This window comes from Amazonocrinis nigriterrae CENA67, from assembly GCF_016056305.1.
Classification (GTDB): domain Bacteria; phylum Cyanobacteriota; class Cyanobacteriia; order Cyanobacteriales; family Nostocaceae; genus Amazonocrinis; species Amazonocrinis nigriterrae.
In genome coordinates this window covers 1-25,491 of the sequence record NZ_JAECZC010000015.1, presented here as the reverse complement: position 1 = coordinate 25,491, position 25,491 = coordinate 1, and the positions used below count along the sequence as shown (strand labels likewise).

The 25,491-nt window shown below is 40.5% G+C and carries 24 protein-coding genes and 1 pseudogene; 12 read left to right on the top strand and 13 right to left on the bottom strand.

Translation table 11 applies throughout. The features are described 5' to 3' along the window. Window positions 1-31: 31 nt before the first annotated feature. Window positions 32-379 carry a DUF362 domain-containing protein gene (locus tag I8748_RS10840; RefSeq protein ID WP_198124591.1) on the bottom strand — a complete coding sequence of 116 codons (348 nt, stop codon included), beginning with the start codon at window positions 377-379 and terminating at the stop codon, window positions 32-34. Between the two features lie 189 nt (window positions 380-568). Then, on the bottom strand, window positions 569-2,005 hold the full coding sequence (gene nifB / locus I8748_RS10835; protein ID WP_198124590.1) for a nitrogenase cofactor biosynthesis protein NifB: 1,437 nt from the start codon (window positions 2,003-2,005) through the stop codon (window positions 569-571). Between the two features lie 170 nt (window positions 2,006-2,175). Between nifB and I8748_RS34570 the strand changes: the two genes are divergently transcribed. Further along, entirely contained in the window at window positions 2,176-2,379 is a 204-nt protein-coding gene (locus I8748_RS34570; RefSeq protein ID WP_214662509.1) for a hypothetical protein, read from the top strand. 524 nt (window positions 2,380-2,903) lie between these two features. Here I8748_RS34570 and I8748_RS10830 read toward each other — a convergent pair. Next, window positions 2,904-3,269: a XisI protein gene (locus I8748_RS10830; protein WP_198124589.1), complete on the bottom strand. Its 366-nt coding sequence runs from the start codon at window positions 3,267-3,269 to the stop codon at window positions 2,904-2,906. After that, window positions 3,251-3,673 (bottom strand): XisH family protein, encoded by a 423-nt coding sequence (locus I8748_RS10825; RefSeq protein ID WP_198124588.1) that lies wholly within the window; start codon window positions 3,671-3,673, stop codon window positions 3,251-3,253. Before I8748_RS10825 ends, I8748_RS10830 begins: the two co-directional genes overlap by 19 nt. 112 nt (window positions 3,674-3,785) lie before the next feature. Here I8748_RS10825 and I8748_RS10820 point away from each other — a divergent pair, with 112 nt between their 5' ends. After that, complete coding sequence (locus tag I8748_RS10820) at window positions 3,786-4,730, top strand: NAD(P)-dependent alcohol dehydrogenase (protein WP_198124587.1); 945 nt, start codon at window positions 3,786-3,788, stop codon at window positions 4,728-4,730. A gap of 111 nt (window positions 4,731-4,841) precedes the next feature. On the opposite strand, the gene I8748_RS10815 is transcribed toward I8748_RS10820, so the two are convergent. The 3 genes and pseudogenes from I8748_RS10815 to I8748_RS10805 all read right to left on the bottom strand — a co-directional run. Next, complete coding sequence (locus I8748_RS10815; protein WP_198124586.1) at window positions 4,842-5,696, bottom strand: HIT family protein; 855 nt, start codon at window positions 5,694-5,696, stop codon at window positions 4,842-4,844. Window positions 5,697-5,984: 288 nt separating this feature from the next. Continuing rightward, window positions 5,985-6,581 carry a Uma2 family endonuclease gene (locus tag I8748_RS10810; RefSeq protein ID WP_198124585.1) on the bottom strand — a complete coding sequence of 199 codons (597 nt, stop codon included), beginning with the start codon at window positions 6,579-6,581 and terminating at the stop codon, window positions 5,985-5,987. A 91-nt stretch (window positions 6,582-6,672) separates the two neighbouring features. Continuing rightward, window positions 6,673-7,020 (bottom strand): annotated as a pseudogene (locus I8748_RS10805) (Rpn family recombination-promoting nuclease/putative transposase); the annotation flags it as partial. Between the two features lie 491 nt (window positions 7,021-7,511). Between I8748_RS10805 and cysE the strand changes: the two are divergent. The 8 genes from cysE to I8748_RS10765 all read left to right on the top strand — a co-directional run bounded on the left by cysE (window position 7,512) and on the right by I8748_RS10765 (window position 16,788). Beyond that, window positions 7,512-8,273 carry a serine O-acetyltransferase gene (gene cysE, locus I8748_RS10800; RefSeq protein ID WP_198124584.1) on the top strand — a complete coding sequence of 254 codons (762 nt, stop codon included), beginning with the start codon at window positions 7,512-7,514 and terminating at the stop codon, window positions 8,271-8,273. A 55-nt stretch (window positions 8,274-8,328) separates the two neighbouring features. Then, window positions 8,329-8,568 (top strand): Asr1405/Asl0597 family protein, encoded by a 240-nt coding sequence (locus I8748_RS10795; RefSeq protein WP_198124583.1) that lies wholly within the window; start codon window positions 8,329-8,331, stop codon window positions 8,566-8,568. An 82-nt stretch (window positions 8,569-8,650) separates the two neighbouring features. Beyond that, window positions 8,651-8,848, top strand: coding sequence for a DUF2949 domain-containing protein (locus tag I8748_RS10790; RefSeq protein ID WP_198124582.1), 198 nt, complete (start codon window positions 8,651-8,653; stop codon window positions 8,846-8,848). A gap of 480 nt (window positions 8,849-9,328) precedes the next feature. After that, window positions 9,329-10,462, top strand: a complete 1,134-nt coding sequence (nifV, locus tag I8748_RS10785; protein ID WP_198124581.1) for a homocitrate synthase — start codon at window positions 9,329-9,331, stop codon at window positions 10,460-10,462. Beyond that, window positions 10,449-10,736, top strand: coding sequence for a nitrogen fixation protein NifZ (locus I8748_RS10780; protein ID WP_198124580.1), 288 nt, complete (start codon window positions 10,449-10,451; stop codon window positions 10,734-10,736). Before nifV ends, I8748_RS10780 begins: the two co-directional genes overlap by 14 nt. Continuing rightward, entirely contained in the window at window positions 10,711-10,914 is a 204-nt protein-coding gene (gene nifT / locus I8748_RS10775; protein WP_198124579.1) for a putative nitrogen fixation protein NifT, read from the top strand. Before I8748_RS10780 ends, nifT begins: the two co-directional genes overlap by 26 nt. Window positions 10,915-11,274: 360 nt before the next feature. Continuing rightward, window positions 11,275-11,829, top strand: coding sequence for a (2Fe-2S) ferredoxin domain-containing protein (locus tag I8748_RS10770; protein ID WP_198124578.1), 555 nt, complete (start codon window positions 11,275-11,277; stop codon window positions 11,827-11,829). 723 nt (window positions 11,830-12,552) lie between these two features. Further along, window positions 12,553-16,788 carry a chemotaxis protein CheB gene (locus I8748_RS10765; protein ID WP_198124577.1) on the top strand — a complete coding sequence of 1,412 codons (4,236 nt, stop codon included), beginning with the start codon at window positions 12,553-12,555 and terminating at the stop codon, window positions 16,786-16,788. Window positions 16,789-17,101: 313 nt separating this feature from the next. Here I8748_RS10765 and I8748_RS10760 read toward each other — a convergent pair whose 3' ends face one another. Further along, a complete protein-coding gene (locus I8748_RS10760; protein ID WP_198124576.1) occupies window positions 17,102-17,389 on the bottom strand; it encodes a hypothetical protein in 288 nt (95 codons plus the stop codon). A gap of 730 nt (window positions 17,390-18,119) precedes the next feature. Beyond that, window positions 18,120-19,523: a lysophospholipid acyltransferase family protein gene (locus I8748_RS10755; protein ID WP_198124575.1), complete on the bottom strand. Its 1,404-nt coding sequence runs from the start codon at window positions 19,521-19,523 to the stop codon at window positions 18,120-18,122. A gap of 273 nt (window positions 19,524-19,796) precedes the next feature. Between I8748_RS10755 and I8748_RS10750 the strand changes: the two genes are divergently transcribed. Continuing rightward, on the top strand, window positions 19,797-21,611 hold the full coding sequence (locus I8748_RS10750; RefSeq protein WP_198124574.1) for a proline--tRNA ligase: 1,815 nt from the start codon (window positions 19,797-19,799) through the stop codon (window positions 21,609-21,611). A 171-nt stretch (window positions 21,612-21,782) separates the two neighbouring features. On the opposite strand, the gene I8748_RS10745 is transcribed toward I8748_RS10750, so the two are convergent. Further along, complete coding sequence (locus I8748_RS10745; RefSeq protein ID WP_198124573.1) at window positions 21,783-22,265, bottom strand: hypothetical protein; 483 nt, start codon at window positions 22,263-22,265, stop codon at window positions 21,783-21,785. Between the two features lie 621 nt (window positions 22,266-22,886). Between I8748_RS10745 and I8748_RS10740 the strand changes: the two genes are divergently transcribed. Further along, entirely contained in the window at window positions 22,887-23,516 is a 630-nt protein-coding gene (locus tag I8748_RS10740; protein ID WP_198124572.1) for a GerMN domain-containing protein, read from the top strand. Between the two features lie 130 nt (window positions 23,517-23,646). Here I8748_RS10740 and I8748_RS10735 read toward each other — a convergent pair whose 3' ends face one another. From I8748_RS10735 to efp, 3 genes are all read right to left on the bottom strand, one after another. Continuing rightward, a complete protein-coding gene (locus tag I8748_RS10735) occupies window positions 23,647-23,994 on the bottom strand; it encodes an ArsR/SmtB family transcription factor (RefSeq protein ID WP_096557567.1) in 348 nt (115 codons plus the stop codon). 80 nt (window positions 23,995-24,074) lie between these two features. Beyond that, entirely contained in the window at window positions 24,075-24,626 is a 552-nt protein-coding gene (gene accB / locus I8748_RS10730; RefSeq protein WP_198124571.1) for an acetyl-CoA carboxylase biotin carboxyl carrier protein, read from the bottom strand. 108 nt (window positions 24,627-24,734) lie between these two features. After that, a complete protein-coding gene (gene efp, locus I8748_RS10725) occupies window positions 24,735-25,292 on the bottom strand; it encodes an elongation factor P (RefSeq protein ID WP_198124570.1) in 558 nt (185 codons plus the stop codon). Between the last annotated feature and the right edge of the window lie 199 nt (window positions 25,293-25,491).

The following is a 25,491-nucleotide window of genomic DNA, read 5'->3' as shown; positions in this document are numbered from 1 at the left end:
ATATCTTTAATTCTTCAGTCTTTAACCTTCTTTATGCTTCTAATACTTGCTGTTGGCGCTTTTGCAACTGTTCAGAAAACTTCTGAGAATAACAGTTAAACCAACGTTCCCAATAATCTTGTTTGTTAGTTAATTTCGCTAATACGTGATTATATTTGGCAAACCAGCCTTCCCAATAATCGCCGGGCTGCTTCACGCAACCATCACAGGTGGGACAACCAGCTTTACATTGAGGTACGCTATAAACACTACCAATACAGTTTGTGCAAAGTTCTGGGTCAATCCAGTGTTGACCGTCAACTACCTTAACTGCACCTGTGGGACATACAGACAGACAGAGATTGCAGGAAATACATTGGCTAGTGATATTGTAAGCCATGAATTCTTCTCCTTTTTGGGTACTGGGGATTGGGTACTGGGTATTGGGGATTGGGTATTGAGTACTGGGTATTGGGCAATTCAATTTTGGATTTTGGATTTGCGATTTTGGATTGAAATAGAATCTAAAATCCAAAATCTAAAATCTAAAATTTCCAGTCCCTAATCCCCAGTCCCTAGCCCCCAGTCCCTAATCTCTATTCCATTGCTCGTAAAATTCCAAGGCAACCTTTTCAATTACGTCGTAAGCTTCAACAGTCTGTATGCCCGCTTCATGCAATTTTTCTTTTGGACAGTTGCCAATCTTGGAAACTAAAACTGCTTTGCAATCAGCGATCGCTTTTATAATATGGTCAGAAGTGGCTTCTTCACCGTATCCACCTTGACAATATTGATCAATCTTGCGATGACCGATAAAGCGAACTTCTACACCATCCACTTCATAAATCTGGAATTCTTTCGCATGACCGAAGTGTTGGTTAACTAATCCACTACCTTTAGTTGCTACTGCAACTAAAATTTTGGGATTGTTGGTAGATTTTTTGCCAGTTTGTACTTTTTCTTTGGCTACTTTTAGTTCTTCTTTAAATTTCTCAATACCTTCATGAACGGTGGCGCGTTGTTCAACGTCATATTCTGGTGTCATTTCCAAGAATTTATCTTTGGTAAATTCTTGGCTGCGGTCTTCTCCCAATAATCCTACGGCATCGGCTCGGCACTGGCGACAGTGACGCATCATTTTCATGTTGCCGGCACAGTTATCTTGTACTTCTTTGACTTCTTTGGGTGTAGGGCCGCGCTGACCGGTTAAGCCGAAGTGTGTACCATGTTCTGGTGCAGAAATCAGCGGCATGATGTTATGCAGGAATGCGCCATTTTCACGAATGAATTTATTCACTTCGATTAAATGCTGGTCGTTAATTCCCGGAATCATCACGGAGTTGACTTTGCACAGGATGTCAGCTTCTCTAAGAGCTTGCAAACCTTCGATTTGCTTTTCTAGGAGAATTTTAGCACCTTCAATGCCTCTGTAACGTTTGCGCTTGTAGTGAACCCAAGAATAAATCTGTGCGCCGATTTCTGGGTCGATGGTGTTAAAGGTGATTGTAACGTGATCGATGTTTAATTGTTTAATGCGATCGATGTGTTCGGTGAGCATTAAACCGTTGGTTGATAAACAAAGCTTGATATCTGGTGCTTTGTCTGCAATCAATTCAAAGGTGCGGAATGTCTTTTCTGGGTTCGCCAAAGGATCGCCAGGCCCCGCAATTCCCACTACTGTCATTTGGGGAATTTTACCAGCAATCACCAAAGCTTTGTGTGCTGCTTCTTCTGGTGTGAGTAATTCGCTAACTACTCCCGGACGGCTTTCGTTGGCGCAGTCATATTTGCGGTTGCAATAGTTGCATTGAATGTTACAAGCTGGTGCAACTGCAACGTGCATTCTCGCGTAGTGGTGATGTGCGTCTTCGCTGTAGCAGGGATGTTTGGCAATGCGCTCTTTGAGCTTTTCATCCATTTCCACGGTGGCGCTGCTTTTGCTGTCGCATCCGCAACCACCCGATTTTGCTTGGTTTCCTGTTGGTTCCTGATTAAAATTAAGGAGTCCTGTAGCCGGTAGTGTCATTGAATTTCGCAAGGAATCGGTGGACAGGCTGCCACTGTGGGAGATGCCGTTGCTACTTCCCTATGCCCAGGAATTGAAGCCGCTTGTTGTACCCACCCTGCCATCCCTGTGGCGGTAGTGTTAACGCGTGTAGGAGGGCAGGTGATAAAATCCTTGAGTTCGGCTGGTGTGTGTCAACGCTTGGTTCTTGGGTAGAATTTGTGGGTACAGCCGCGACTTCCATTCATAGAGGCATGGTGCTATCTCATCCCTCCACTCACTTTTCGTTTCGTTTTTGTGTAGAACCGTTAAGTGATTGGCGATATATGATTTATAGCAGCCATCCACAGGCTAGACGGCGCGTCTATCTGGATAGAATTTATTGGATTTATTAAGCTTGTACTCAAATCCTGAAACCCTAATCTTTCCAATATTTAGAAAGAATTAAAAAATTTTTTTCGGGTAAGGGTTCTAGTATTTTATGGCGGGGGTGCGAGTATTTATGGACAGGGGTTCAGGTTTTCTTTGTACTCAGCCAAAAAGCTATCCCTGCAAGGATTTGAGCTTAGTTTTAACTTGTTTTTGTTCACTCAAACATGTACTCAAAACCTCCTTAAACCCCGATAAATCAAACAAAATTCTGGGGTTTAAGGGGAAAAACTGGAGTAGATTAAGTCGTACTACTCCAGATACGTGCGAAATTCAATTCTGTATCCAACATATCATTTTTTTTGAGTTAAAAATGCGGTTTATATTTTTTTAATTTTTGCTTTGAGAAAGATGTGCAATTATGTCTCTAAGCCTTAGCTGATAAGTCTTACAGGCTCAAAAAAATAGACAGCTTAATGCGATTTATTTCAAATAATTTAACTTTTTTTATCAAAAACATGGGATGTCTGGCGACAAGTCAGTACGCCAATCAACAGACTGCATAGCCTGTATACGGTCTTAACTCTGGTGGACGAAACCCAAGTACAATGTGTTCTTTAGGGATTCCAGCCCGTTCTAAATCGGCAGCAATGCCTTCTTCAGTGCCATCGCGTTGAATCCAGATTTTGCCATCAATCAAGTCAATATGAACTAGACAGCCATGAATGCGGCGATCGCCATCCCAACCGAGATCGATCCACAAATAGCGAGTCTCCTTCGGAGAGGCTGCGCCAACGTGGGTACGATCAAACACTACCTCTGATTTAATATCCGCGTAGGAATAAGGTAGCGTAGCATATTCAGTGAGGACAGACTCAATTACTTGGCGATAGTAATCTAATTTGGTGTGATCCATTGTTTAATTACCTCCTGTTTTGGCTCAAACGTAATCAGTTTTAAACGGTGATTTTTAAGCAATAATTTACCGATGGGTTCCTCAAACAAATCCTCAAATATACTGTTAGCTATTGCCAAATATAACACTCGCTCCGGCTCTAACTCAGTTAATATATCCTGATACAAGATGTACTGTCCCAAAGCTTTTTCTAAATCATCAACATCTGATCTACCAGTAAAACTTTTAATCTCAACAGCAATTTTAGATTCTGCTTTCTCGGCTGCCAACAATTGACTAGCACCTAGATCAATATATAAGTCCTTTTTACCAAACTTGAGAGTCAGCAGATCGTGAGTTATTTTCCATTTGTCTTTGATCAAAGCATTTTTGACATTGTTGTGATAGATGTCTCTAGCTAGCATAGAGGTGTAATTTGAAATTCATATAAATTCAATCTAACCGCTAAACTAAAGGCATAAGCAATAACAGGCTTTCTCAATTGTGTGAGTCAAACAGGGTACTAGGAGGAATGCTATGAAAGCAGTCGTTATCCGTCGGTATGGCCCCGCTGAAGTGTTGCAGTATGAAGAAGTAGAGCAACCAAAAATCAAGCCTGACCAGTTACTTGTCAAAATTCACGCTAGTAGTGTTAATCCCATTGATTGGAAAACCCGCAAAGGAATGTTAGGCTTGCTCACAGGCTACCAATTCCCCAAAATTTTAGGGTTTGATGTGGTGGGAGAAGTGGTAGAAGTTGGTTCTGGTGTAACGCGTTTTAAAGTAGGAGATGCTGTTTATGGAAGCACTAACTTCCCAGGAGGTGCTTATGCGGAATTTGCAGCCATCCCAGAAAACTTACTAGCCCTCAAACCAAATAACTTGAGTTATCAAGAAGCAGCAACTGTACCCTTAGCCGCCCTCACGGCTTTGCAAGCTTTGCGTGACTTGGGTAATATTCAACCAGGACAAGCTGTATTAATTAATGGTGCTTCCGGGGGTGTAGGCATATTTGCGGTACAAATTGCCAAGGCTATAGGTGCAGAGGTGACTGGTGTTAGCAGTACTAAAAACTTAGATTTGGTAAAATCTTTGGGAGCAGACCGCGTTATCGACTATAAACAACAAGACTTTGCCAAAGATACAGCACAGTACGATATTATCTTTGATGCGGTAGGGTTGCGATCGCTCTTGGACACGAAAAAAGTCCTCAAACCCAACGGAATATACATCACAACCCTACCTTCGCCAAAAGTTGTAGTGGAGAGTGTTTTAACATCTTTTCTTCCCGGCCAAAAAGCGAAATTCGTGTTTGAGAAACCCAACTCTCAAGACTTGAATTACCTCAAAGATTTGATAGAGGCTGGCAAAATCCGCACTGTAATTGACCGCACCTTTCCTTTACAAGAACTCGCTGCGGCTCACACTTATAGCGAAACTGGGCGTGCAGCGGGAAAGATTGCGATCGCGATCGCTAGCTAAAAGCTAACTCGAAAAATTCTCTTTGTGTCTTAGTGTCTCTGTGGTTAAATAATTACTTTTAAACCGCAGAGGCACAGAGAACACAGAGTTTAATACTTTGTTAAAGCTAGGTTATTTTGTTTTAGGAATGACATTCCTGATGCCACTTTTTGTAGAGACAGTATCACCTTTATATCGGGGAATGAGATGAACACTGGCGTGCATCATATTTTGACCTGCTGCTCGATTAACATTCATTCCTACATTAAAACCATCAGGTTGAAATTCTGTTTTTAGAATTTCTTGTACTTTGTTCACCATAAACCAACAAGCAGACTGTTCTTTAAATGGTAAATCAAAATAATTGCTGACATGACGTTTAGGAATAACTAAAACATGTCCTTTAGTTATAGGATAACCATCAAAAATCGCATAAGCTGTTGCTGATTCAGTTAATAATTTTAAACTTTTAGGAGGATTACAGAAAATACAATAATTAGATGAATTACGTTGATGGTTATAATGAATATATTGATAAAATTCTCGAAGATCGTCTAAGTAAATTGAAGCATAGGGAAGTTTGACAATACATTGATATGTAGGCTTTTTATGGATATAATGTTCTCTAAAGCCTTCTTTTTTAATATCTCTTCTCACCGCATAATAAGCTTTACCTCCAGGTTTTAACAAATGTGACACTTCCATTAACACATTGGCTTGTTCTTCAGCAAATAAAACATTTAAAACATAAAAGCAAATGATAGTATCGAATTTCTCTTGAGGATATTGGGGAAAATAATAAGGGTCATAGCCTGTAATATCAAAGCCTTTTTGGCTTAATAATTTCACATCATTACCAAAGCCACAACCAAAATCTAATATTTTACCTTGAAGCAGGTTTTGATTTAATAAAAACTGTGCAGGAAATGACAGGTAAGTTCTTTCAATCGCCGTGAGATGGCTGAATTGATTTTTTTGCTGTTTCATGAGAGTTCGAGATTCACGTTCTCCCTGTCTTAGCACATATGAATTGTAAGTAAGTAGGTCAGCGCAAATAAAGCTAACTGGTAAAGGTCGTCATTTCTCATTTGTTCTTAGTCATTGGTGAGGGTTTCAAGTACATTTACATTTTGTAACATAGTTCTGTTCATTCTCACCGACTTACTTAGTGAGTTCTAGCTAAAAGTAACACCATCAACAGTTTAAGGTGCATTAGCCTGATGGCATAACACACCCTACATTTTCCATTGAAGCTTTAAATTCAGAAATCTTACTTTACTCTGTTTTACTTATGATCTGACTATATTCGTTCACAGCATCATATTGGTCAGCCATACGTGCATATTGTGCTAATAAATTTAAATTCAAATCTGGCAATAAACTACTTTGAGTAACTTTTATATAGCTATCGCCTTGCAAACAATAAATTGATAATAAACCATCTTGCCAAAACCAAACTTCAGGCACTCGCAAACGCTGATAAATTTCTAGCTTATTAATTCCACCACTTGTGACTGTTATTTCTAAAATCAAATCAGGAATAGGTTTTTTTGTGCCTAAATTATAAGATTCATCAGGTTCCCGTCGCGTTTTATCTTCTTTTTGACCTATGGTTGCACTTCCCCGCCCATAAAATCGGATCTTCTTCGCCCGCATATAGGCTTCCAGCAACATCGCTAGAGTTTTTTTATTATCCTCATGGTCGTCAGAAAGTGGGGACATAATTTCGAGAATACCATCTAAATAAGTTAGTCGTGCGCTTGTCCCTAGAAGGGCAACATTAAGCTGTTCTAACTGTTCCCAACTGACATTGTACAGAATAACGTAGGTAGTCTCAGAATTCGCAGGTTTTTCCAGGACAGGGGAAGACATAAGTTAGACCATAGATAGGCTTGTTTCTATCATAGAACTGAGTTAAAAATATAGTGTTGCTAAGTGAAGGTATGAATTTAGTAAGTCTATCTTACTGTTCATTTGGGGGTGTTTGCTGTGCTATTTGCTGGACTTGTGAAATAGTCAAGTCTAACGCCTGCGCTATTTGTTCGGGAGTTAAACCCAGTGCTAAAAGCTTAGGTACAGCTTCTAATTTTGCTTCCAAACGACCTTCTTGTTTACCTTCTTGTTTACCTTCTTGATAAACTCGCGTTTTCTTCAATTCACTTAATCCAAACATTGCTTCTATCTCCTCTCGACTGATGTTAGGCAATTTATAAATCAAGATTGTCTCGATCAATTCTAATAATTGTTTTTGTGGCAGTTGCAGATTTACTGCTTGCTGGGTACGGTTGATTAATTCCCTGGCGGTGTTAATGAACCGCCCCCACACTTGGCGACAACGCACCATACAAAAAAAGTATATGTGAATACAGACGATAAAAGCTAAAATAAAATGAAGAATTTGGTTTTATCGGTGCCAAAATCATAAAATAACAATCGTAACTGCATATACAGAAATTTAAGTTGTATTCCTGTCTACTGCATATTTACAAGGTATTGAGTACAGCTTAATATATTGCAAAATATCTTAACTAAATTGCTGTAAAGTCTTACAGTTAAAGACGTTTATAGTGAGTACAAAAACTCTTGACCCCCCATCTTAAAAATACTAGTACCCCTACCCTAAAATACTAGCACCTTACACCCATAGCAATTTTAAATTCACAGTAAATCAGGGTTTTTGGTGTATGAGTACAAGCTTAATTAATCCAATAAATCCAATCTACATTCAATGTACTGTCCAGTTGCAAGCGACCTGATATAAGCAGAAAAATAGCACATGGCTCTTTCAACCAGACAGTAACGATGCAACAGTCATTTGACAGTATCAACAATATTAAGTCTACAAAAACAGCGGATTCTACAAATACATCTCTGCTGAAAAATTTACTCTCTGGGGTTTTTTTTGAGCCATTATTGAGTGATTTTCGCATTATTTTTGAACGTGACCCAGCTGCACGTAATTGGTTAGAGGTGGTGTTTTGCTACCCTGGATTACACGCGCTTTGTTTGCATCGTCTCGCGCACTGGTTACATTGTCGAGGAGTAGGTTTCATTCCCCGCCTAATTTCTCACTGGGGTCGGTTTTTGACGGGAATCGAAATTCACCCAGGTGCAGAGATTGGTAAAGGTGTGTTTATCGACCACGGTATGGGTGTTGTGATTGGTGAAACTGCAATTGTCGGAGACTACACATTGATTTACCAAGGTGTCACCCTTGGCGGAACGGGAAAAGATAGCGGTAAGCGTCATCCTACCTTGGGTAAACACGTTGTGGTGGGAGCAGGTGCAAAGGTTTTAGGTAATCTACAAATTGGCGATCGCGTGCGTATTGGTGCAGGTTCAGTCGTGTTACGCGATGTTCCTTCTGATTGTACCGTTGTTGGTGTTCCTGGGCGAATTATTTCTCGTCAACAAAACACCAACCTTTCACCCCTAGACCACGGAAAACTACCCGATGTGGAAGCCAGCGTCATCCGTTCTTTAGTCGCACGGATTGAACAACTAGAACAACAACTGCAAACATTAACAGCCAAAAGTCAGGAATCAGTCCTCAATCGTCAGTAGTAACTAGTCGCAACTAACAACTGACAACTGACAACTGATAAAGGACAAATGACCAATGACAAATGACACAGATCAAATTTTACACATCCCTCTGAGCGATCGCTGGCTCATCTATCATCGTTTACAGGAGTTGATGATTTCCTGTTCCTGTCCCGCTGATGGTTCTTTACGGGTAAAAGTCAATAATTTCCTCGAAGCAATTCTCATCCGTAGTACTGTGATGCAATTTTTAGCTTCTCGCCACGAGTTAGTCGAGTGGCTAGAACGTTGCTGGGATTATAGTGCTGAGTGCTGAGTAGAAGACAAAGGACAAAGATAACAACCTAATATTAAGGTTATAAAAAATTGTCTTAATTACGAATTACGAATTACGAATAATGACCACCCGTAACAGTGAAGTAAAATTTATCAATTTTTTACACAAGGAGCTTGCACTTTCAAATGCAGATATTGCTATAGCACTAAGACACCGTGAATTAGATAATGGGCCGTTACCAATGCTTCTCTGGCAGTATGGACTGGTTAATTTAGAACAGCTAGAGCGGATTTTAGATTGGCTTGATGAACAACATTAAGGGAACTCTGATAAATAAATTTTCCGGTTGAAGTTGTTGATTGATGACTGATGACTGTTAAAACAAAAATCTAAGATTGCTATAAAAGTACCCATTCCCCATTCCCCATTCCCCATTCCCTATTTGTATGAGGTGACACGATGCTTTCTACTTTAATTGCTGGATTTGCTATTTTACTTTCTCTAGGACTTGCTAATAACTATGCTAGCTACTTACTACTCGAAAAAACTTTACACAGCAAGAGTAAAAACAATTCCTAAATTATACATGCTTTTGGTTTTCTGCCATACAGATGTGAAATTGTTGTTTGGTTAATATTAAAGAATCATGAAGATGAATTATTAACTGAAAGAGTTTATCGCATTTACCATTCATCCTTCAGCATTTGTATTAGGTATTAACCACTACCAGCAATGGCAGAAAAATAGGTTCACAATCCAGAAGGGATACAAAGACAAATTCCTAAGAGGGATGTTTGAGATGAATGAAATTCTAATTAATGACACTACATTACGTGATGGCGAACAAGCCGCAGGAGTTGCTTTTACCGTTAAGGAGAAAGTAGCGATCGCTAAATTTCTCGATGCCATTGGTGTGCCGGAATTAGAAGTAGGAATTCCGGCAATGGGTGAAGATGAAATTCGCGCGATATCAATAATTTCTGACTTGGGTTTACAAGCAAAACTCCTCGGTTGGAACCGCGCTGTTATATCAGATATTAAAGCTTCTATCGCGTCAGGAATGAAGCGAGTGCATATTGCCATTCCTGTTTCTGGAATCCAAATAGCTGCTAAATTTCATGGTCAATGGCGAGTCAGTTTGCAAAGATTAAAAGATTGTATCAGCTTCGCAAGCGATCGCGGTCTTTGGGTAGCTGTCGGCGGCGAAGATTCTTCTAGAGCAGATGATAACTTTCTTTTAGATGTAGCACTTTCTGCTCAAGAATGGGGTGCATCACGTTTTCGTTTCTGCGACACCGTAGGCGTTCTTGATCCCTTTAGCACCTACGCTAAAGTCAAGCGGCTGGTTTCAGCTTTATCAATTCCGGTGGAAATTCACACCCACAATGATTTTGGTTTAGCAACTGCCAATGCTCTTGCTGGTATCAAAGCTGGAGCAACATCAGTAAATACCACAGTCAACGGTTTAGGTGAAAGAGCCGGAAATGCAGCTTTAGAAGAAGTTGTCATGTCAATCAAACGCATCTATGGTATTGATTTGGGTATTGACACACCTCGTTTGCTAGAACTTTCCCAACTTGTCGCTTCAGCCTCAAATTCTCATGTTCCACCTTGGAAAGCAATTGTTGGTGAAAATACCTTTGCTCACGAGTCTGGAATTCACGCTCATGGTGTGCTGCAAAACCCCATCACCTACGAACCATTTGCACCTGAAGAGGTAGGTTGGGAAAGACGTTTAGTCGTGGGTAAGCATTCTGGTAGACATTTAGTTGCAAACTTACTAGAACAGCACGGTATTTTTCTCAACCCAGAAGAAACTCAGTCTGTTTTAGATGCAGTGCGTCAGCAGTCGGTACAGAAAAAACGCAGCCTCACCACCGAAGAACTGTTGAATTTGGTCAGAGAACAGAGGTATTCTCATGCAACGCGATGAATTAGAACTGGACTTACCACCCGCTTTTGAAATCGGTCAAAAAGTCAGAATTCGCAAACTGATTAAAAATGATGGTACTTTTCCCGGTCAAGAAATTGGGGCAGTTTTAGCAAAAAAAGGAGATATTGGCTATGTAGCAAGTATAGGTACTTTTTTACAGAGTTCCTATATATATGCCGTGCATTTTATGGATACAGGGTTCGTCGTTGGTTGTAAGAAAAAAGAACTAGAATCTGTTGAGGAAACTAATGAAAGTAATGCTACGGATGAATGATGCCGGCGATTTGGTTGTCTATGTTGCCAAAAAAGACTTAGAAGAAATAGTAGTTAAACAAACAGATGGAAATGAGGGCAAGATTCTCACCTTAGCAAATGGCTGGGAATTAGAATTTCGTGATTTACCAGGCCCAGAAAATTTACCTCAAACTGTAGAAGCTAAACGACTGGCGTAAGAAAAGTGCTGAGTTAAGAGTTAGGAGTTAGGAGTTAGGAGTTAGGAGTTAAAAGATAAAAGTTAGAATTTAAGAGATATAAATTTTAATTTTTAACTTTACAATTATCTTATTTAAGTTGTGAATTTTAAACTTTTTCATGTAGTACTAGAGTTTGCTATTAAGTGAACAAGGTACACACAGAAAAGATAAATGCAATAAGTCACAAAAAATTTAAGATTGTTGTAATTTTTTACTCCCAACTCCTAACTCCTAACTCCTAACTCCCAACCCCTAACTCCTAAATCCCAACTCCTAACTCCCAACTCCTAACTCCCAACTCCTAACTCCCAACTCCTAACTCCTAACTTTTAACCAATCATGGGTGACAAATTTTTGACGTTATCAGAAGTAAACCTGGAGGGACAGTTCCTAGGTTTTGTTGGTGATATACCACGTAAATCTAAATATTTGCGATTAGCGATCACTTCTGGTGATCTGCTAATTAAAATTCCTAAAGAGTTACGTAATCCTCTGAGTTTATCTTTACAGCCTGGTGAACAAATTCGTGTTTATGGATTTAGTAAGTTAGACAAACACACAGGCAAGATTAAACTAAAAGCCTATCAGGTGTCACCAATAGATGTTTGCCCAAACCACAATATACCACCTCAATCTCAAGCGAGGATTATGGTGTGTCAAAAGTCTGGTTGCCTGAAGCGAGGCGGTAAAGGATTATTATCAGAATTAGAAAAGACTTTGTGCGATCGCGGCTTATTAGACAAAGTTACAATTGAGCATACTGGCTGCCAAAAACGTTGTAGTAGCGCACCCAACTGTGTTTTACAGCTTGGTAAAAAGAAATACAAAAAGGCTCATCCCGAAGCGATCGCATCGCTATTAGAAACTCATTTAAATAATTTAGGTCTTGGCTAAAACCCTATAGCCTTCTATCAAACAAAGTTGCGTTCCGCAATTGTAGGACAAGTTCTTGCTTGTCCTACTTTTCATATTTCAACATAAATGTTGAGCAAATTACCTACTAAAGTTTAGTAGGTAAAATACATAAAATAACGCTTAAAAAACATTTATTCAACAAATCTTTACTTTGTAGTGGTGTGATATAGCTAAAATAATAGTGCATGAAATCTACCTCTTCTGGTGTGGGTATTTTGCCCACTATGGACGGGCGAAAGGCCCATCCCATAAAAAAATTCTTATGTACCAATTTAGCCTTGCCACCCTAATAAAGTTCGTTAAAGCGCTCTACAACACACATTGATTTTGATGCGTAGAGAAATGCTTTTGGAGCAGAACCAACTTTAATTATTCTAACTTTAGAAATAATCAGCAAGTGATAAGTTTGACTTAAGTTTGAATTTGGGAATATTTTTCTTTTGCAAAATTTATTAAGTAACTCTTTAATAAGATAGAGGCTAAGTATTTTTAAGAATGATAAGATTTTAACGAAGATTTAAGAAAAATTACAATTTTTTAATATTAATTATGTATAAATAAAAAGTGCTTAATTTTACTATTATCTAATAAATTGAATATCAAGTTTCCATATTTTAACTTATTTGCTGGGAAAGCAAAATTGAAAAATTTAATTTCGATTGAGCAAAACATAACATTATCAAGTGCTATCTGCTGTACATCATGACATCTAAGCGACCGTCTAAGAAATCTCAATCAAATTCTCCTGCATCTTCAACATCCAATCAAGAGCAGCAACAGAAAAATCAGGACGAATTATTTCCCATTGTGGGAATGGGAGCTTCTGCGGGTGGATTAGAAGCATTCACACAATTGCTCTCGCATTTGCCAGTTGATACTGGTATGGCGTTTGTCTTGGTTCAGCACTTAAGCCCTAGTCACAAAAGCTTGTTGAGTGATATTCTTTCCCGGACAACTCAAATGCCTGTAACAGAAGTGCAGAATGGCATGAGCGTCGAACCGAATCATGTCTACGTGATTCCACCCAATGCCAAAATGACCATTTCTCAAGGAGTGCTGAAACTGAGTCCGCGTGAGAAAACCCGTGGTTATAACATGACAGTGGATGCTTTTTTTATTTCCTTAGCAGAAGAACGAGGTAGTAAAGCGATCGCTGTAGTACTATCAGGAGGCGATGCTGATGGTTCACGAGGACTGGAAGCAATCAAAGGGGAAGGTGGTATCACCTTTGCCCAGACTAGCGAAACGGCAACAGTCAGTAGTATGCCGAACACTGCCATTGCCTCTGGTCATGTAGACTTCATTTTGACCCCGAAAGAAATCGCCGAGGAACTAACAAAAATCAGCCGTCATCCCTATATCAAAAACACCACTCAGGTAAAATCAGTGGAAGTACTGCCCCAAGCCGAGGATGCTCTGGGCACAATCTTTAGTCTGCTGCGATCTGCTAAGGGCGTTGACTTTAGCCAATACAAGCAGACTACTTTAAAGCGGCGGATATTGCGCCGGATGATTTTGTACAAGTTTGAAAGGCTAGAAGATTACCTGCGGTATCTTGAGGACAACCCCGCAGAAGTCAGTGCCTTGTATCAGGATGTGTTAATTAGTGTCACCAGTTTTTTTCGAGATCCCGAAGTCTTTGAAGCATTAAAGACTAAAGTATTTCCCATTGTAGCTAAGGATCGCACAGCAGAGTCACACATCCGGATTTGGGTAGCAGGATGTTCAACGGGTGAAGAAGCTTATTCCATTGCCATTTGCTTGCTGGAGTATTTAGCAAATCAGGGAATTAGTCAGCCCATCCAGATTTTTGCTACCGATATCAATGAAGCAGCCATTGAAAAGGCTCGTAACGGTATATACAAGCAAAACCAGATATTAGATGTCTCTCCAGAACGGCTACAGCGCTTCTTTGTGCAGGTAGAAGACGGTTACCAAATCAGCAAGCAGGTGCGCGAGTTGTGTGTCTTTGCTCGGCAAAACTTGCTCGGCGACCCACCATTTTCCCGCTTAGATCTGATTACTTGTCGAAATGTACTTATTTACTTAGGATCTGCTGTACAGAAAAAGCTCCTGCCAATCTTTCACTACGGTTTGAAGCCAACAGGTTTTCTCATGTTAGGCACATCAGAAACAGTGGGCGAGTTTACCGAATTGTTTTCTTTGGTGGACAGAAAATGCAAGATTTATGCTAGAAGAACAGCACCTGCTCGGCTGAACATCGATTTGTTAGCTAACCATTATCCTACAGAAACGGTTAACCTCCAGCCAATAGCAAGCGAAAATGGTGAGAATGACTGGGAAATAGAGAAACAAGCCGACCGCATTGTTTTGAATCAATATGCCCCTGTTGGTGTGATTATTAATAACGACTTGGAAATTGTGCAATTTAGGGGTCAAACTAGTGCCTATTTGCAACCACCACTGGGCAGGCCAAGTTTTAATTTATTAAAGATGGCCAAACAAGATTTGCGGCTAGAGTTACGCACTGCCATTCACCAGGCAAAAAAGCGACAGGTAGCGGTGAGAAAAGAAGGCTTACAGATTAAAGAAGATGAGCGAGTCAGGCACATTAGACTTGATGTTGTGCCGTTCAAACTTACCCCAACAGCAGAAAGCTACTTTTTGGTTTTGTTTGAGGACATATCCCCTTTAGAAATTCCTGCCTTGGAAGCAGCAAGCGATCGCAACCTCACAGGTATTTCACAGCAACGAAGAAATCAACAGCAAGAGATTACCCAACTCAAGCAAGAACTCGGAACTACTAAAGAATATCTCCAATCTATTATTGAGGAACAACAAGCCACCAATCAAGACTTGAGAGCTGCCAATGAAGAAATTCTCTCTAGCAACGAAGAGTTGCAAAGTACGAATGAAGAATTAGAAACCGCCAAAGAAGAAATTCAGGCAACCAACGAAGAACTGAACACAATTAATGACGAACTACAACGCCGCAATATCGAATCGACTCAGGTTAGTAACGATTTACAAAATTTACTGAGTAGTATTAATATCCCAATTTTGATGTTGGGAGGCGATTTGCGAATTAGGCGCTTTACCCCAGCAGCAGGGATAATTTTCAACTTGATTCCCACAGATGTCGGGCGACCACTGAGTGATATCAACCACAATTTGCATGTCCCAGATTTAGAGCAACAAATTATAGAAGTAATTAATACGCTCCACTTTAAAGCTCAGGAGGTGCAAGACAATGAAAATCATTGGTATGACCTGCGAATCCGACCTTATCGGACAATAGACAACAAAATAGATGGTGCTGTGGTGGTGTTGGTTGATATTGATGCCATCAAACGTGGTGTAGAACAACTCAGAGCATCACGAGATTACGCTGAAGCAATTGTCAGCACCGTGCGGGAATCTTTAGTGGTGCTGAATGAAAACTTACGGGTGCTGAGCGCGAATCAGTCTTTCTACGAAACCTTCCAAGTTGTGCCACAAGACACAGAACAGCGCTTGATTTTTGAGATTGGCAATGGACAGTGGGATATACCCTACTTGCGATCGCTTTTAGAAGAAATTCTCTTGAATAACGCCCAGTTTCAAGATGTTGAGGTTGAGCATAACTTTGAGCAAATCGGACATAAAACGATGCGCCTGAGTGCCCGAAAAATGGCTCAAATAGATGATACTGAGACACCGACGATTCTTTTAGTCATTGAGGACATTACCCAGCACAAGCAGTTAGAAGTAGAACGCATTGAACTTTTGCAGCAAGAACAATCAGCCCGCAATGCAGCTGAGACAGCCAACCGTGCCAAAGATGAGTTCTTATCTGTTCTCTCCCACGAACTGCGAAACCCCCTCAATGCCCTCTTGGGGTGGGCACAATTTCTACGGACACGGGAGCTTGATGAAGCTACAACTAATCAAGGGCTGCAATCCATCGAAAACAGCGCCAGGACGCAAGCCCAACTGATTGCGGATCTCCTAGACATCTCCCGCATTACCTCTGGTAGGATGCGTTTGGATGTTGAACAAATCGAACTGATTCCTGTAATTGAAGCTGCGATGGAAGTCGTTCGTATATCGGCAGAAGCCAAAAATATTCAAATCACATCCCAGTTGGAACCTTCCACCATAACAATATCAGCCGATCCCATCCGTTTACAGCAGGTGGTTTGGAATTTACTTTCCAACGCCATTAAATTTACTCCTAGAGGAGGAAGAATTGAAATCGCACTAGAATATGTTGATCAACAAGCTGAGATTCGAGTAAGTGACACGGGTCAGGGTATCAGCAGTGACTTTCTGCCCTATGTATTTGACCGCTTCCGCCAAGCCGATGCTAGCACAACGCGCGCAAATACTGGTCTGGGGTTAGGATTAGCGATCGTGCGACATTTGGTAGAACTCCACGGTGGCACAGTCCAAGCCCAAAGCGAAGGAGAAGGACAAGGAGCAACATTTATTGTCAGGCTACCGCTGCAAACTAACTTAGAACAGAGTCCTGTGCCGAGTGTTATCGAGTCAACAGTCTCCACAGACACACCGGATACCCCAGTTAATGACATTCCCGCGCTGAATGGTGTCAGAGTGCTAATTGTTGATGATGAACCAGAGATACGCGAGTTATTCACAACAGTCCTGGAGGTATACGGAGTTGAAGTTACAACTGTGACATCAGCAAAGGAAGCTTTATCAGCATTGATGGCAAACTCTAGCGGGTATGACATACTTTTGTCCGACATCGGTATGCCAGAAGAGAACGGTTATACGCTGATTCGTCAAGTTAGGGCGTTGAGTCCCGAAGCAGGAGGAGAAATTCCAGCCGCAGCACTCACAGCATATGCCAGAGAAGAGGAATATAAAGAAGCACTGGCAGCAGGTTTCCAAATGCATTTGGCTAAACCAGTGGAGGCAAAACAACTATTATTTGTAGTTGCCAAATTAGCTGGACGAGTCACTAATGATAGTTGAATTATTTTTTTTAATCCTTGAGATGCTATCGGATTTGATATCACCTCATACCTGCTATTTAAAAAGAAAAAACCTAGCCGATTTTAATCAACTAGGTTGTTAGTTGTAAGGAGATATGGCAAATCTTTCACAAGAAATAATCGAACTTCATATCACTCGTAGTGATTTTTATTAGTCTTTTGTCAATACAAATGACAAAGGACTAATAAATAATCACCATTTGACGAGTGATTATGCTACTTGGACGCCCATTAGCTGAGCAGAGATTATTTTTCCCTTGCCTTTAATAAGCGTCACAAAGATTAGTAGTTAACTATTGTTGTTGTTGATAGCCGCCGCCACCACTGAATGATTTAGCGATAGTAGCAATATGACCAACGCCATATACCATTACAAATGCTTCAGCTAGCTTGGTCAATGCGGTGGGATTGCTAACATCACCACCACCAAAACCACCACCGCCACCGCCACCACCAGCAGCACCGGTACCACCATTTATAGAGGTGGAATCCATATCACTTAATTCATTTAAAAAGCTTTCAGAATCATCAAACAATTGAAAGCCACTATTGTTTAGTTCAGAAACAGCGATAGTTGACATAATTTTCTCCTAGATTCATTGATGAAATGCAAGTTTTTTCGGAAGCAGTTAAGCTCTTTAACTTAACTACTTGATGCTATTCTGCTCTAAATATTTTTGAGAATCAACTAGTTAGTATTGTCCAAAAAGACTTAATAACTTTAATTATGTCTTTTATGAATTTTTAGTAGACATAAATATTATATTTTCAACTTTATAGTTGGTTTTAATAACAAAACAAGCTAGCATAAATCTCAAGTTAAGAATATCAATAAAGAAATATTCCGTCAGACATAATTATCTTTTAACTAAAAGTCTGAGACTAAACACGCAAAGCCCAGTATTTGAAGGCTATACAGAAATTTACCCTAGTAACTACCTGATTTCTCAATATATCTTTTGGATTATGTCCAGTAGTAAACGAGATAGTGTCTTCATTTACGGTCGCTGATGAAAATTTCTGGTTTGCTTATAACATGCGTGCATTTACGGATTTTTTTCCCATTCAATATTTCAAACATAATTCCAGCAATTTTGTCTTTGAAAGTCGTGAGCTTTTAAGACTGTAAGATTTAATGGAATTAATTATGTAAGTTCAATAAAATAGAAATTTATTTTTTTATAAGCATAAGAGCTTTTGCCCTCTGAACTAGACAAAGGGCTTTTTGCTGTGGCATTCTTTCTTTATAATCTGGCGACACATTCAAACGCCAAAACCCAGTAGAGACGATTCGGTGAATCGTCTCTACAATTACAAATTACGAAAAATTAAACCTTCCATTGCCTGTTGCAAATCATTTGTTAAATCAGCAACAGCTTGCCTTGCACCCAAGCGACTTTCTTTATAAACTGGGTAACGTTCAGAAATAGAAATTGGCTCACCAATGGTAATTTTTACCCGTTGCTTACCTAATTGTGGACGCCGGAAAGCTTTACTGCTCCTGATTTTAGCAATCATTTGCCATAAAATGAGAGTCGTTTCAGCAAACCTTTCTACTGTTGGTTTCTCACGGATATAATTACCAGAAACTGCCACGAAACTTTCTACTAACCGCATGTGCCACATGCGGGCATTTGCCTCTTCCGCAACGCGATCGCCTAACGCTTTCTCTACAGCAGATAATCCTTTGACATCCTTAAAATCTTCTCTAAAAATATAATTCCAACCAGCCTGTTCTACGCGGCGACAGCGGTCACTCAAATTTCCCTTGGGCTGTAAATCAAAATACTGCTCTGAGATTTGTAGCGCCACATTCAATAAAGCTTGCAAACGCACAGCCAGCGCTTCATTTCTATCATTGATTCCCTTAGATATATCTTGGGAATCTGGCAACTTTTGATGATAAAACTTTGTGTAAAATTTTTCCATCAAAGACAGTAAATGTTCTGCCAAAGTCAACAATCTGGGATAAAGTAACTCCATCGAAGCAGCATTAGCTTGTCCACCTGGATTCACAGTTAAACCACTAGCCGCTTCCAATTCACTTAAAAGTTCAGCGATCGCATCCCAAGGAGCCGCAACATAACTATATTTAATCCCAACTGGTACAATTAAAACTTGCTCGGAGCGTTCTGCCTTGTGCAAATCTTCAGCACACCAAAAGCCCAATTGGGCAATACCCGGTTCCAGTGGGCTGATAATCTCCGATAGACCATTAGTAGCACCTTCTGGTGCCGCCGCCATCGGGAACTTACCATTGGCAAACAAATCACGCGCCGAACGTAACCCTGTCCAGTCAGCTTTACCCCGCTGGATAGGAGTCCCACCCAAACGAGAAGCAACCCAACCAACATAGGAACCTGCCCATAGAGGAATACCGCGATCGTAGATAAAATGAGCATGAATCGGAGATTTGAGTACTGTGCCCTGCTCTCGTGCTACCCTTGGCACTAGTTGAGACAACAAGTAGCCTAAGCATAACGGATCGTCGGTCTTGGGATGGCGAAAAGCCAGCATGAAGCGGATTTTACCCTCTTGAAATTGGCGATACAAATCCACCAAAACCTCTACATTGTCTGCTTCAATTTGGGTAATAGCTGTTTGCCAGTTAATCCAATTTGGTAGCACCAAATCAAAGACTCGTAGAAATAAGGGGTTGAGCGCTGGGGGTATAAATTCCAAGGGCGGCTGCGCTTGATAAATTACATTTGACAAGGTAGTTATCTCCTTAGATGGTGCAGGGGTGCGGGGGTGCGGGGGAGCAGAGGGGCAAAAACCTATAAATACAAATGGAAAAGGAATAATACTTTATACTTCATCATTGATAAGCTAAAACACATCTAAATTGCACAATTACTTATGACAGTTGTTGACTGTTGGACACTGACAGTCATCAGTAATCACAATTAAATTTGCAACTTTGATGTGGAATAGCTTACTTTACACTTGATCTTTACTTTATTAATGATTCTGGAAAGGGAATAAACGATGCGACTGTCACAAATGTTATTCGTTACACTGCGGGATGATCCAGCTGATGCTGAGATCCCTAGCCATAAATTGTTACTCCGTGCAGGTTACATTCGTCGCATCGGTAGCGGTATTTATGCATATCTCCCGCTGATGTGGCGGGTACTACAAAAAGTTTCCCAAATAGTTAGGGAAGAAATGAATGCTACAGGCGCACAAGAATGTCTGCTTCCCCAATTACAACCAGCTGATTTGTGGAAGGAGTCGGGACGCTGGGACACCTACACCAAAGCTGAAGGTATCATGTTTTCCCTCATTGACCGTCGAGAACAACAATTAGGGCTAGGGCCAACTCATGAGGAAGTAATTACAGCGATCGCTCGTGATATGATTCGCTCTTACCGTCAGTTACCGCTACATCTCTACCAACTACAAACCAAATTCCGTGATGAAATTCGCCCGCGCTTTGGTTTAATGCGTGGACGAGAATTTATCATGAAGGACGGCTATTCTTTCCATGTGGATGAAGTTAGCCTCAAAGCAACTTACGATGATATGTACAAAGCTTACAGCAATATGCTGCGGCGTTCTGGTTTGGCTTTCCGGCCTGTAGAAGCTGATTCTGGTGCCATTGGTGGTTCTGGTTCTACAGAATTTATGGTGTTGGCGGAAGCTGGTGAAGATGAAGTTCTCTACACTGAAGATGGGAAATACGCCGCTAACGTGGAAAAAGCAGTTTCTTTAAGCGCTGATGCAGAATCTTCACCGTTTACAACTTATGAAAAACGCGAGACACCTGGAACGGAAACCATAGAAAAGCTTTGCCAATTTCTCAAATGTTCTCCTACCCAAGTTGTCAAAAACGTCCTTTACCAAACAGTTTATGACAATGGAATAACGGTTTTGGTTTTGGTAAGTATTCGCGGTGATCAAGAAGTGAATGAAGTCAAGTTACAAAATGAATTGACTAAATTAGCTGCTAATTACGGTGCTAAAACTATTATTGCTTTGGATGTGCCAAATCCAGAAGCGCAGCAAACATGGACAGCGAAATCTCTGCCTTTAGGCTATATTGCTCCTGATATTGGTAATGAGTATATTGCTGCTAATAAACAGATTCATCCCAAGTTTGTACGGTTAGTGGATAAAACAACAGTTGATTTAAAAAACTTTGTCACAGGTTCTAATGAAACTGGCTATCACGTAGTTGGTGCTAATTGGGGTGAGCAATTTCCACTATCAGAAATTGTAGTTGATGTCCGCAAAGCAAGACCAGGCGATCGCGCCGTTCATAACCCTGAACAAACTTTACAAAGCGCTCGTGGTATTGAAGTTGGTCACATCTTCCAATTAGGTACTAAATATTCCCAAGCAATGGGAGCAACTTACACCAATGAACAAGGTGAAGAAAAGCCTTTATTCATGGGTTGCTATGGTGTGGGTGTGTCAAGATTGGCACAATCAGCGGTTGAGCAATCTTACGATAAAGATGGCATTATTTGGCCAGTAGCGATCGCACCTTATCACGCAATTGTGACAATTCCCAACATTAATGATGCTCAACAAGTGGAAATTGCTGAAAAACTTTACACTCAACTCAATCAAGCAGGAATTGAAACTTTACTCGATGACCGCGATGAAAGAGCCGGAGTAAAATTCAAAGATGCTGATTTAATTGGCATACCTTATAGAATCGTCACAGGACGAGCGATCGCTAATGGTAAAGTCGAAGTTGTGGAAAGAGCAACGCGGAAATCTCAAGAAATCCCCATTGATGAAGTGATAACTACACTCAAAAACTGGATTACGGCGGCAATAGAAGTTAAAAAATAAATGCCAAGGTGCTAATCTCCATCTATAAACCAGTTAAACTGTTTCAAATTTAAGTCGCAGATCTAATTATGTTGACTGATAACTGATGACTGATAATAGTTATCGGTCAACTACATTTGTTTTGTAATTATCAACAATCTCAAGAAGAAAAGATTGACTGTTCGTAGATAGTTACCTTGAGTTTTCCAATATTTTTAACTCTTCAGCGCTAGGCTTAGGACGACTAGACTCAAAGCTACCTTGAAGGCAACGTACTTCAAGCATTAGATTATCACCAGTTTCAGCATCCAGCACTTGAGTCAGCTTGGCATTTGATTTACAACGTCCACTGTCAAAGTCGATGCCACCTACATAATCAGCTGTAACTTTCCACACCTTACGGTTGCCGTCGATATTGGGATTATCTTCTTTTGGGGGTTTAGCATCTTTCCACTTGAGGAATTTAATTTCTTTAATTTTCCGGTTGCCTAAAACTTTGGTCACGTCATCTTGAGTTTTCAGCTTCAGTTCGCGATCGGGTTTGTTTGAGTTATCATTGTATTGAGTAGGTAGCTGAATAGCATACGCATGTGGATAAATTTCTGTAGCATTCGTATGACATGGTAGCAGCGCTCTTAAAGCTGCTATATAAGCAATAATCGATTTCTTGAGCATATCCTGGCACAATAATAATGTAATTAATGTAACAACTATTTAATATATATATTTTATACAAGTAAATTATTATCCTGAACTGTAATGACAAAATTTTACTAAAGGAGTTTTTCAAGAAAATGTATGTTTAACTTGAACTCGATGGAACTAAAAAAATAGGGTATTTTTGCATTTATTTGAGTAACGATTAATACCTAGTATCTTTAGTTAAAAGTCTATGACTAGCTTTTTGAAGGTGTTGTGTAATGGCTTAAAAGAGCTAGTCTTAAATCAGTGCTGCTGAGTCATTTTGTCATAGGTAAGTCTAAACTCCAGCACTTAAAATAGATTTACATAATTTGGCTTGGCAGGTGACGGATTCAACTGCAAATTCTAAAATTGGAGATAGAGTATCTAAAATAAAAAAAACCGCAGCATTTTACTAGATTAAACTCCAGGGGTAATAACCTACAAAAAAGGACAAAAACTCTTCGTCCCTACTCCATACTCTCTACTCCTTACTCCCTATTCTTAAAACAGAGCCTTTAAATTTTTGGAAACTCTCAACTTATAACTATCGTCCTTAACCAGGCTGCTCTGCCACAAATATTATCTCAGCCCTCAGTCAGGAAGGTTTTAAACATGACAGACCAACAAGGATCTAAACGTATTTCTTCAGGTGTGATTGCAGCTGTCTCAGCAGCGGTTGTAGCGGTCAGTGGCGGCGTAGCTTGGATGACCTGGAATAACAGCAATACCCCTGCAACGTCAAACCCCTCTGAAAAACTAACCAATCCACAAACTAATCCAAAACAGGCGCAACCATCGACCACGCAGCCTGGTAAAGAGCAAACTGCTAATATTTATTGGCTCAAACCAACAGAAAAAAGTGTTGATTTGGTTCCTCACCCAGTTCAAATCGCCGCCACACAGCCCAACCAAGTTTTAGAAAAAGCCTTCCAAAGCTTGCTAGAAGGGCCATCAGAAGGAACAGATTCTACTACCATCCCTAAAGGAACTAAATTATTGGGGCTAAAGGTAGAAAATAAAGAAGTTCATGTTAATTTATCTGATGATTTTACCAAAGGTGGTGGTAGTACCTCAATGATTGCTCGTGTGGGGCAAGTTGTTTACACTGCTACAACTTTAGACCCCAACGCCAAAGTCTACATTGATGTCAACGGCAAACCGCTAGATGTTTTAGGTGGTGAAGGTGTGGAATTAGAACAACCATTGACTCGTGAAAGCTTTAAGGAAAATTATCAACTTTAGTCAGTGGTCAGTGGTCAGTGGTCAGTAGTCAGTAGTCAGTGGTCAGTGGTCAGTGGCGACGAAGAAAAACTAACAAATGACAAATGATAAATGACAACTAACAACTGACAACTAACAAATGACACCTAACTTAAGATTTAGTATTCAGCACCCGAAAGCTGTGGGCTTGCTGTTCTAGCCTTGTGGCGAGGCGATCGCAAACCCGACTGCATAATTCAAAAATCATTTCATCTTCCACCCGGTAGTAAGCGCTAGTTCCTTCACTGCGGCGGCTAAGGATTCCTGCTTGCCACATTACCTTCAGGTGTTTAGACACATTTGCCTGTGAAGTTTGTGTTGCCTCTACCAATTCTTGCACACACTTTTCTTCATCCCGTAATAAGTGCAACAGCCTCAGGCGCATCGGCTCACTTAACAGGCTGAAGTATTCGGCTATTTGTTGCACAACTTCTTGTGGTACAGGCAACGCTTGTTTCATCAGGATTAACCCCTAAGAACACACAATTTTATCAATGACTCATTTATTAGGAATGATTCATTTGATATATAGATTAATACTTAATCAGGGTTAATTCTCATTAAAGGTTGACCATATTCAACAGGTTCGCCATTTTCTACGAGAATTTCCATCACTTGTCCAGATACCTCAGTCTCGATTTCATTCATCAGCTTCATAGCTTCGATGATACAAACTGTTTGACCATTACGGACGCGATCGCCCAGTTCCACAAATGCTGCTTCACCTGGTGCAGGAGCGCGATAAAACGTTCCTACCATTGGAGAAGGCACTTCTACCCATTTTTTATCATTTTTTGACGGAGAACTTCCTGGTAATTGTACACCAGAAATTGCCACAGCACTTTCTGTAACACGACTTGTCCCCACCTCCGATACCAGAGGTGGTGCTGTCTGACTGGCAATTGGTGGAACCGATGTCAATCCCGAACCAACCACACTACTTAATGCTGCTTCACCAACCGACACAATCTGAGTGCTAGCGCCTTTACGTACCGTTAGTTCAAAGTCCTCGCTTTTGAGCGTTACTTCTGCAATATCAGTTTGTGCAATAGTGGTTAGCAGTTGGCGGATTTCATTAAAGTCCAATGGCACAGTTTTTATTACCTCGACCTGTCCGTAAATTAAGAAGTTTAATTGTGGCAGGGATTTAATCCCTATAAAGGGATTGAAATCGGAATTTACTCAAGAATGAGATCAAACCTATTCCCTGCCTAAATATTTATCGTCACGGGTATCAATTTTAATGCGCTCACCTTTTGAGATAAACAAGGGAACCATTACAGTTGCACCAGTTTCTACCGTTGCTGGTTTAGTACCACCAGTAGCAGTGTCACCTTTTACACCTGGATCTGTTTCTATTACTTCCAAGACCACAGAGTTGGGGAGTTCCACTTCTAATACTTGTTCACCCCAACGAATCACATTAGCTTCCATACCTTCTTTGAGGTATTTTACGCGATCGCCAATTTGGGCTGCACTTAACCTACCTTCTTCGTAGGTTTCCATATCCATAAAGACATACTCGTCGCCTTCTTTATAGGTATGCTGCATCGTGCTTTTTTCCAGAGTCGCTTGGGGTACTGTTTCCCCAGCTCGGAAGGTTCTTTCCACAACGTTGCCATTCTGGACGTTTTTCAGCTTTGTACGCACAAAGGCGGAACCCTTACCTGGCTTAACGTGGAGAAACTCTACCACTCGCCATACAGACCCATCTAGGACAATTGAGACACCGGGTCGAAAGTCGTTACTAGAGATCATGAAACTTGCAAATTTTGGAAGACAATCGGCATTTATTGTACCCTTCAAGCGGAGTCATTGGTCATTAGTTATTGAGTAATTAGTCAATAGTTGGGAATTGGGAATTGGGAATTGGGAATTGGGCATGGGTTGAGTTATTTTCTCCCTCATCTCCCTCATCTCCCTCATCCCCCCCATCACCCCATCACCCCATCACCTC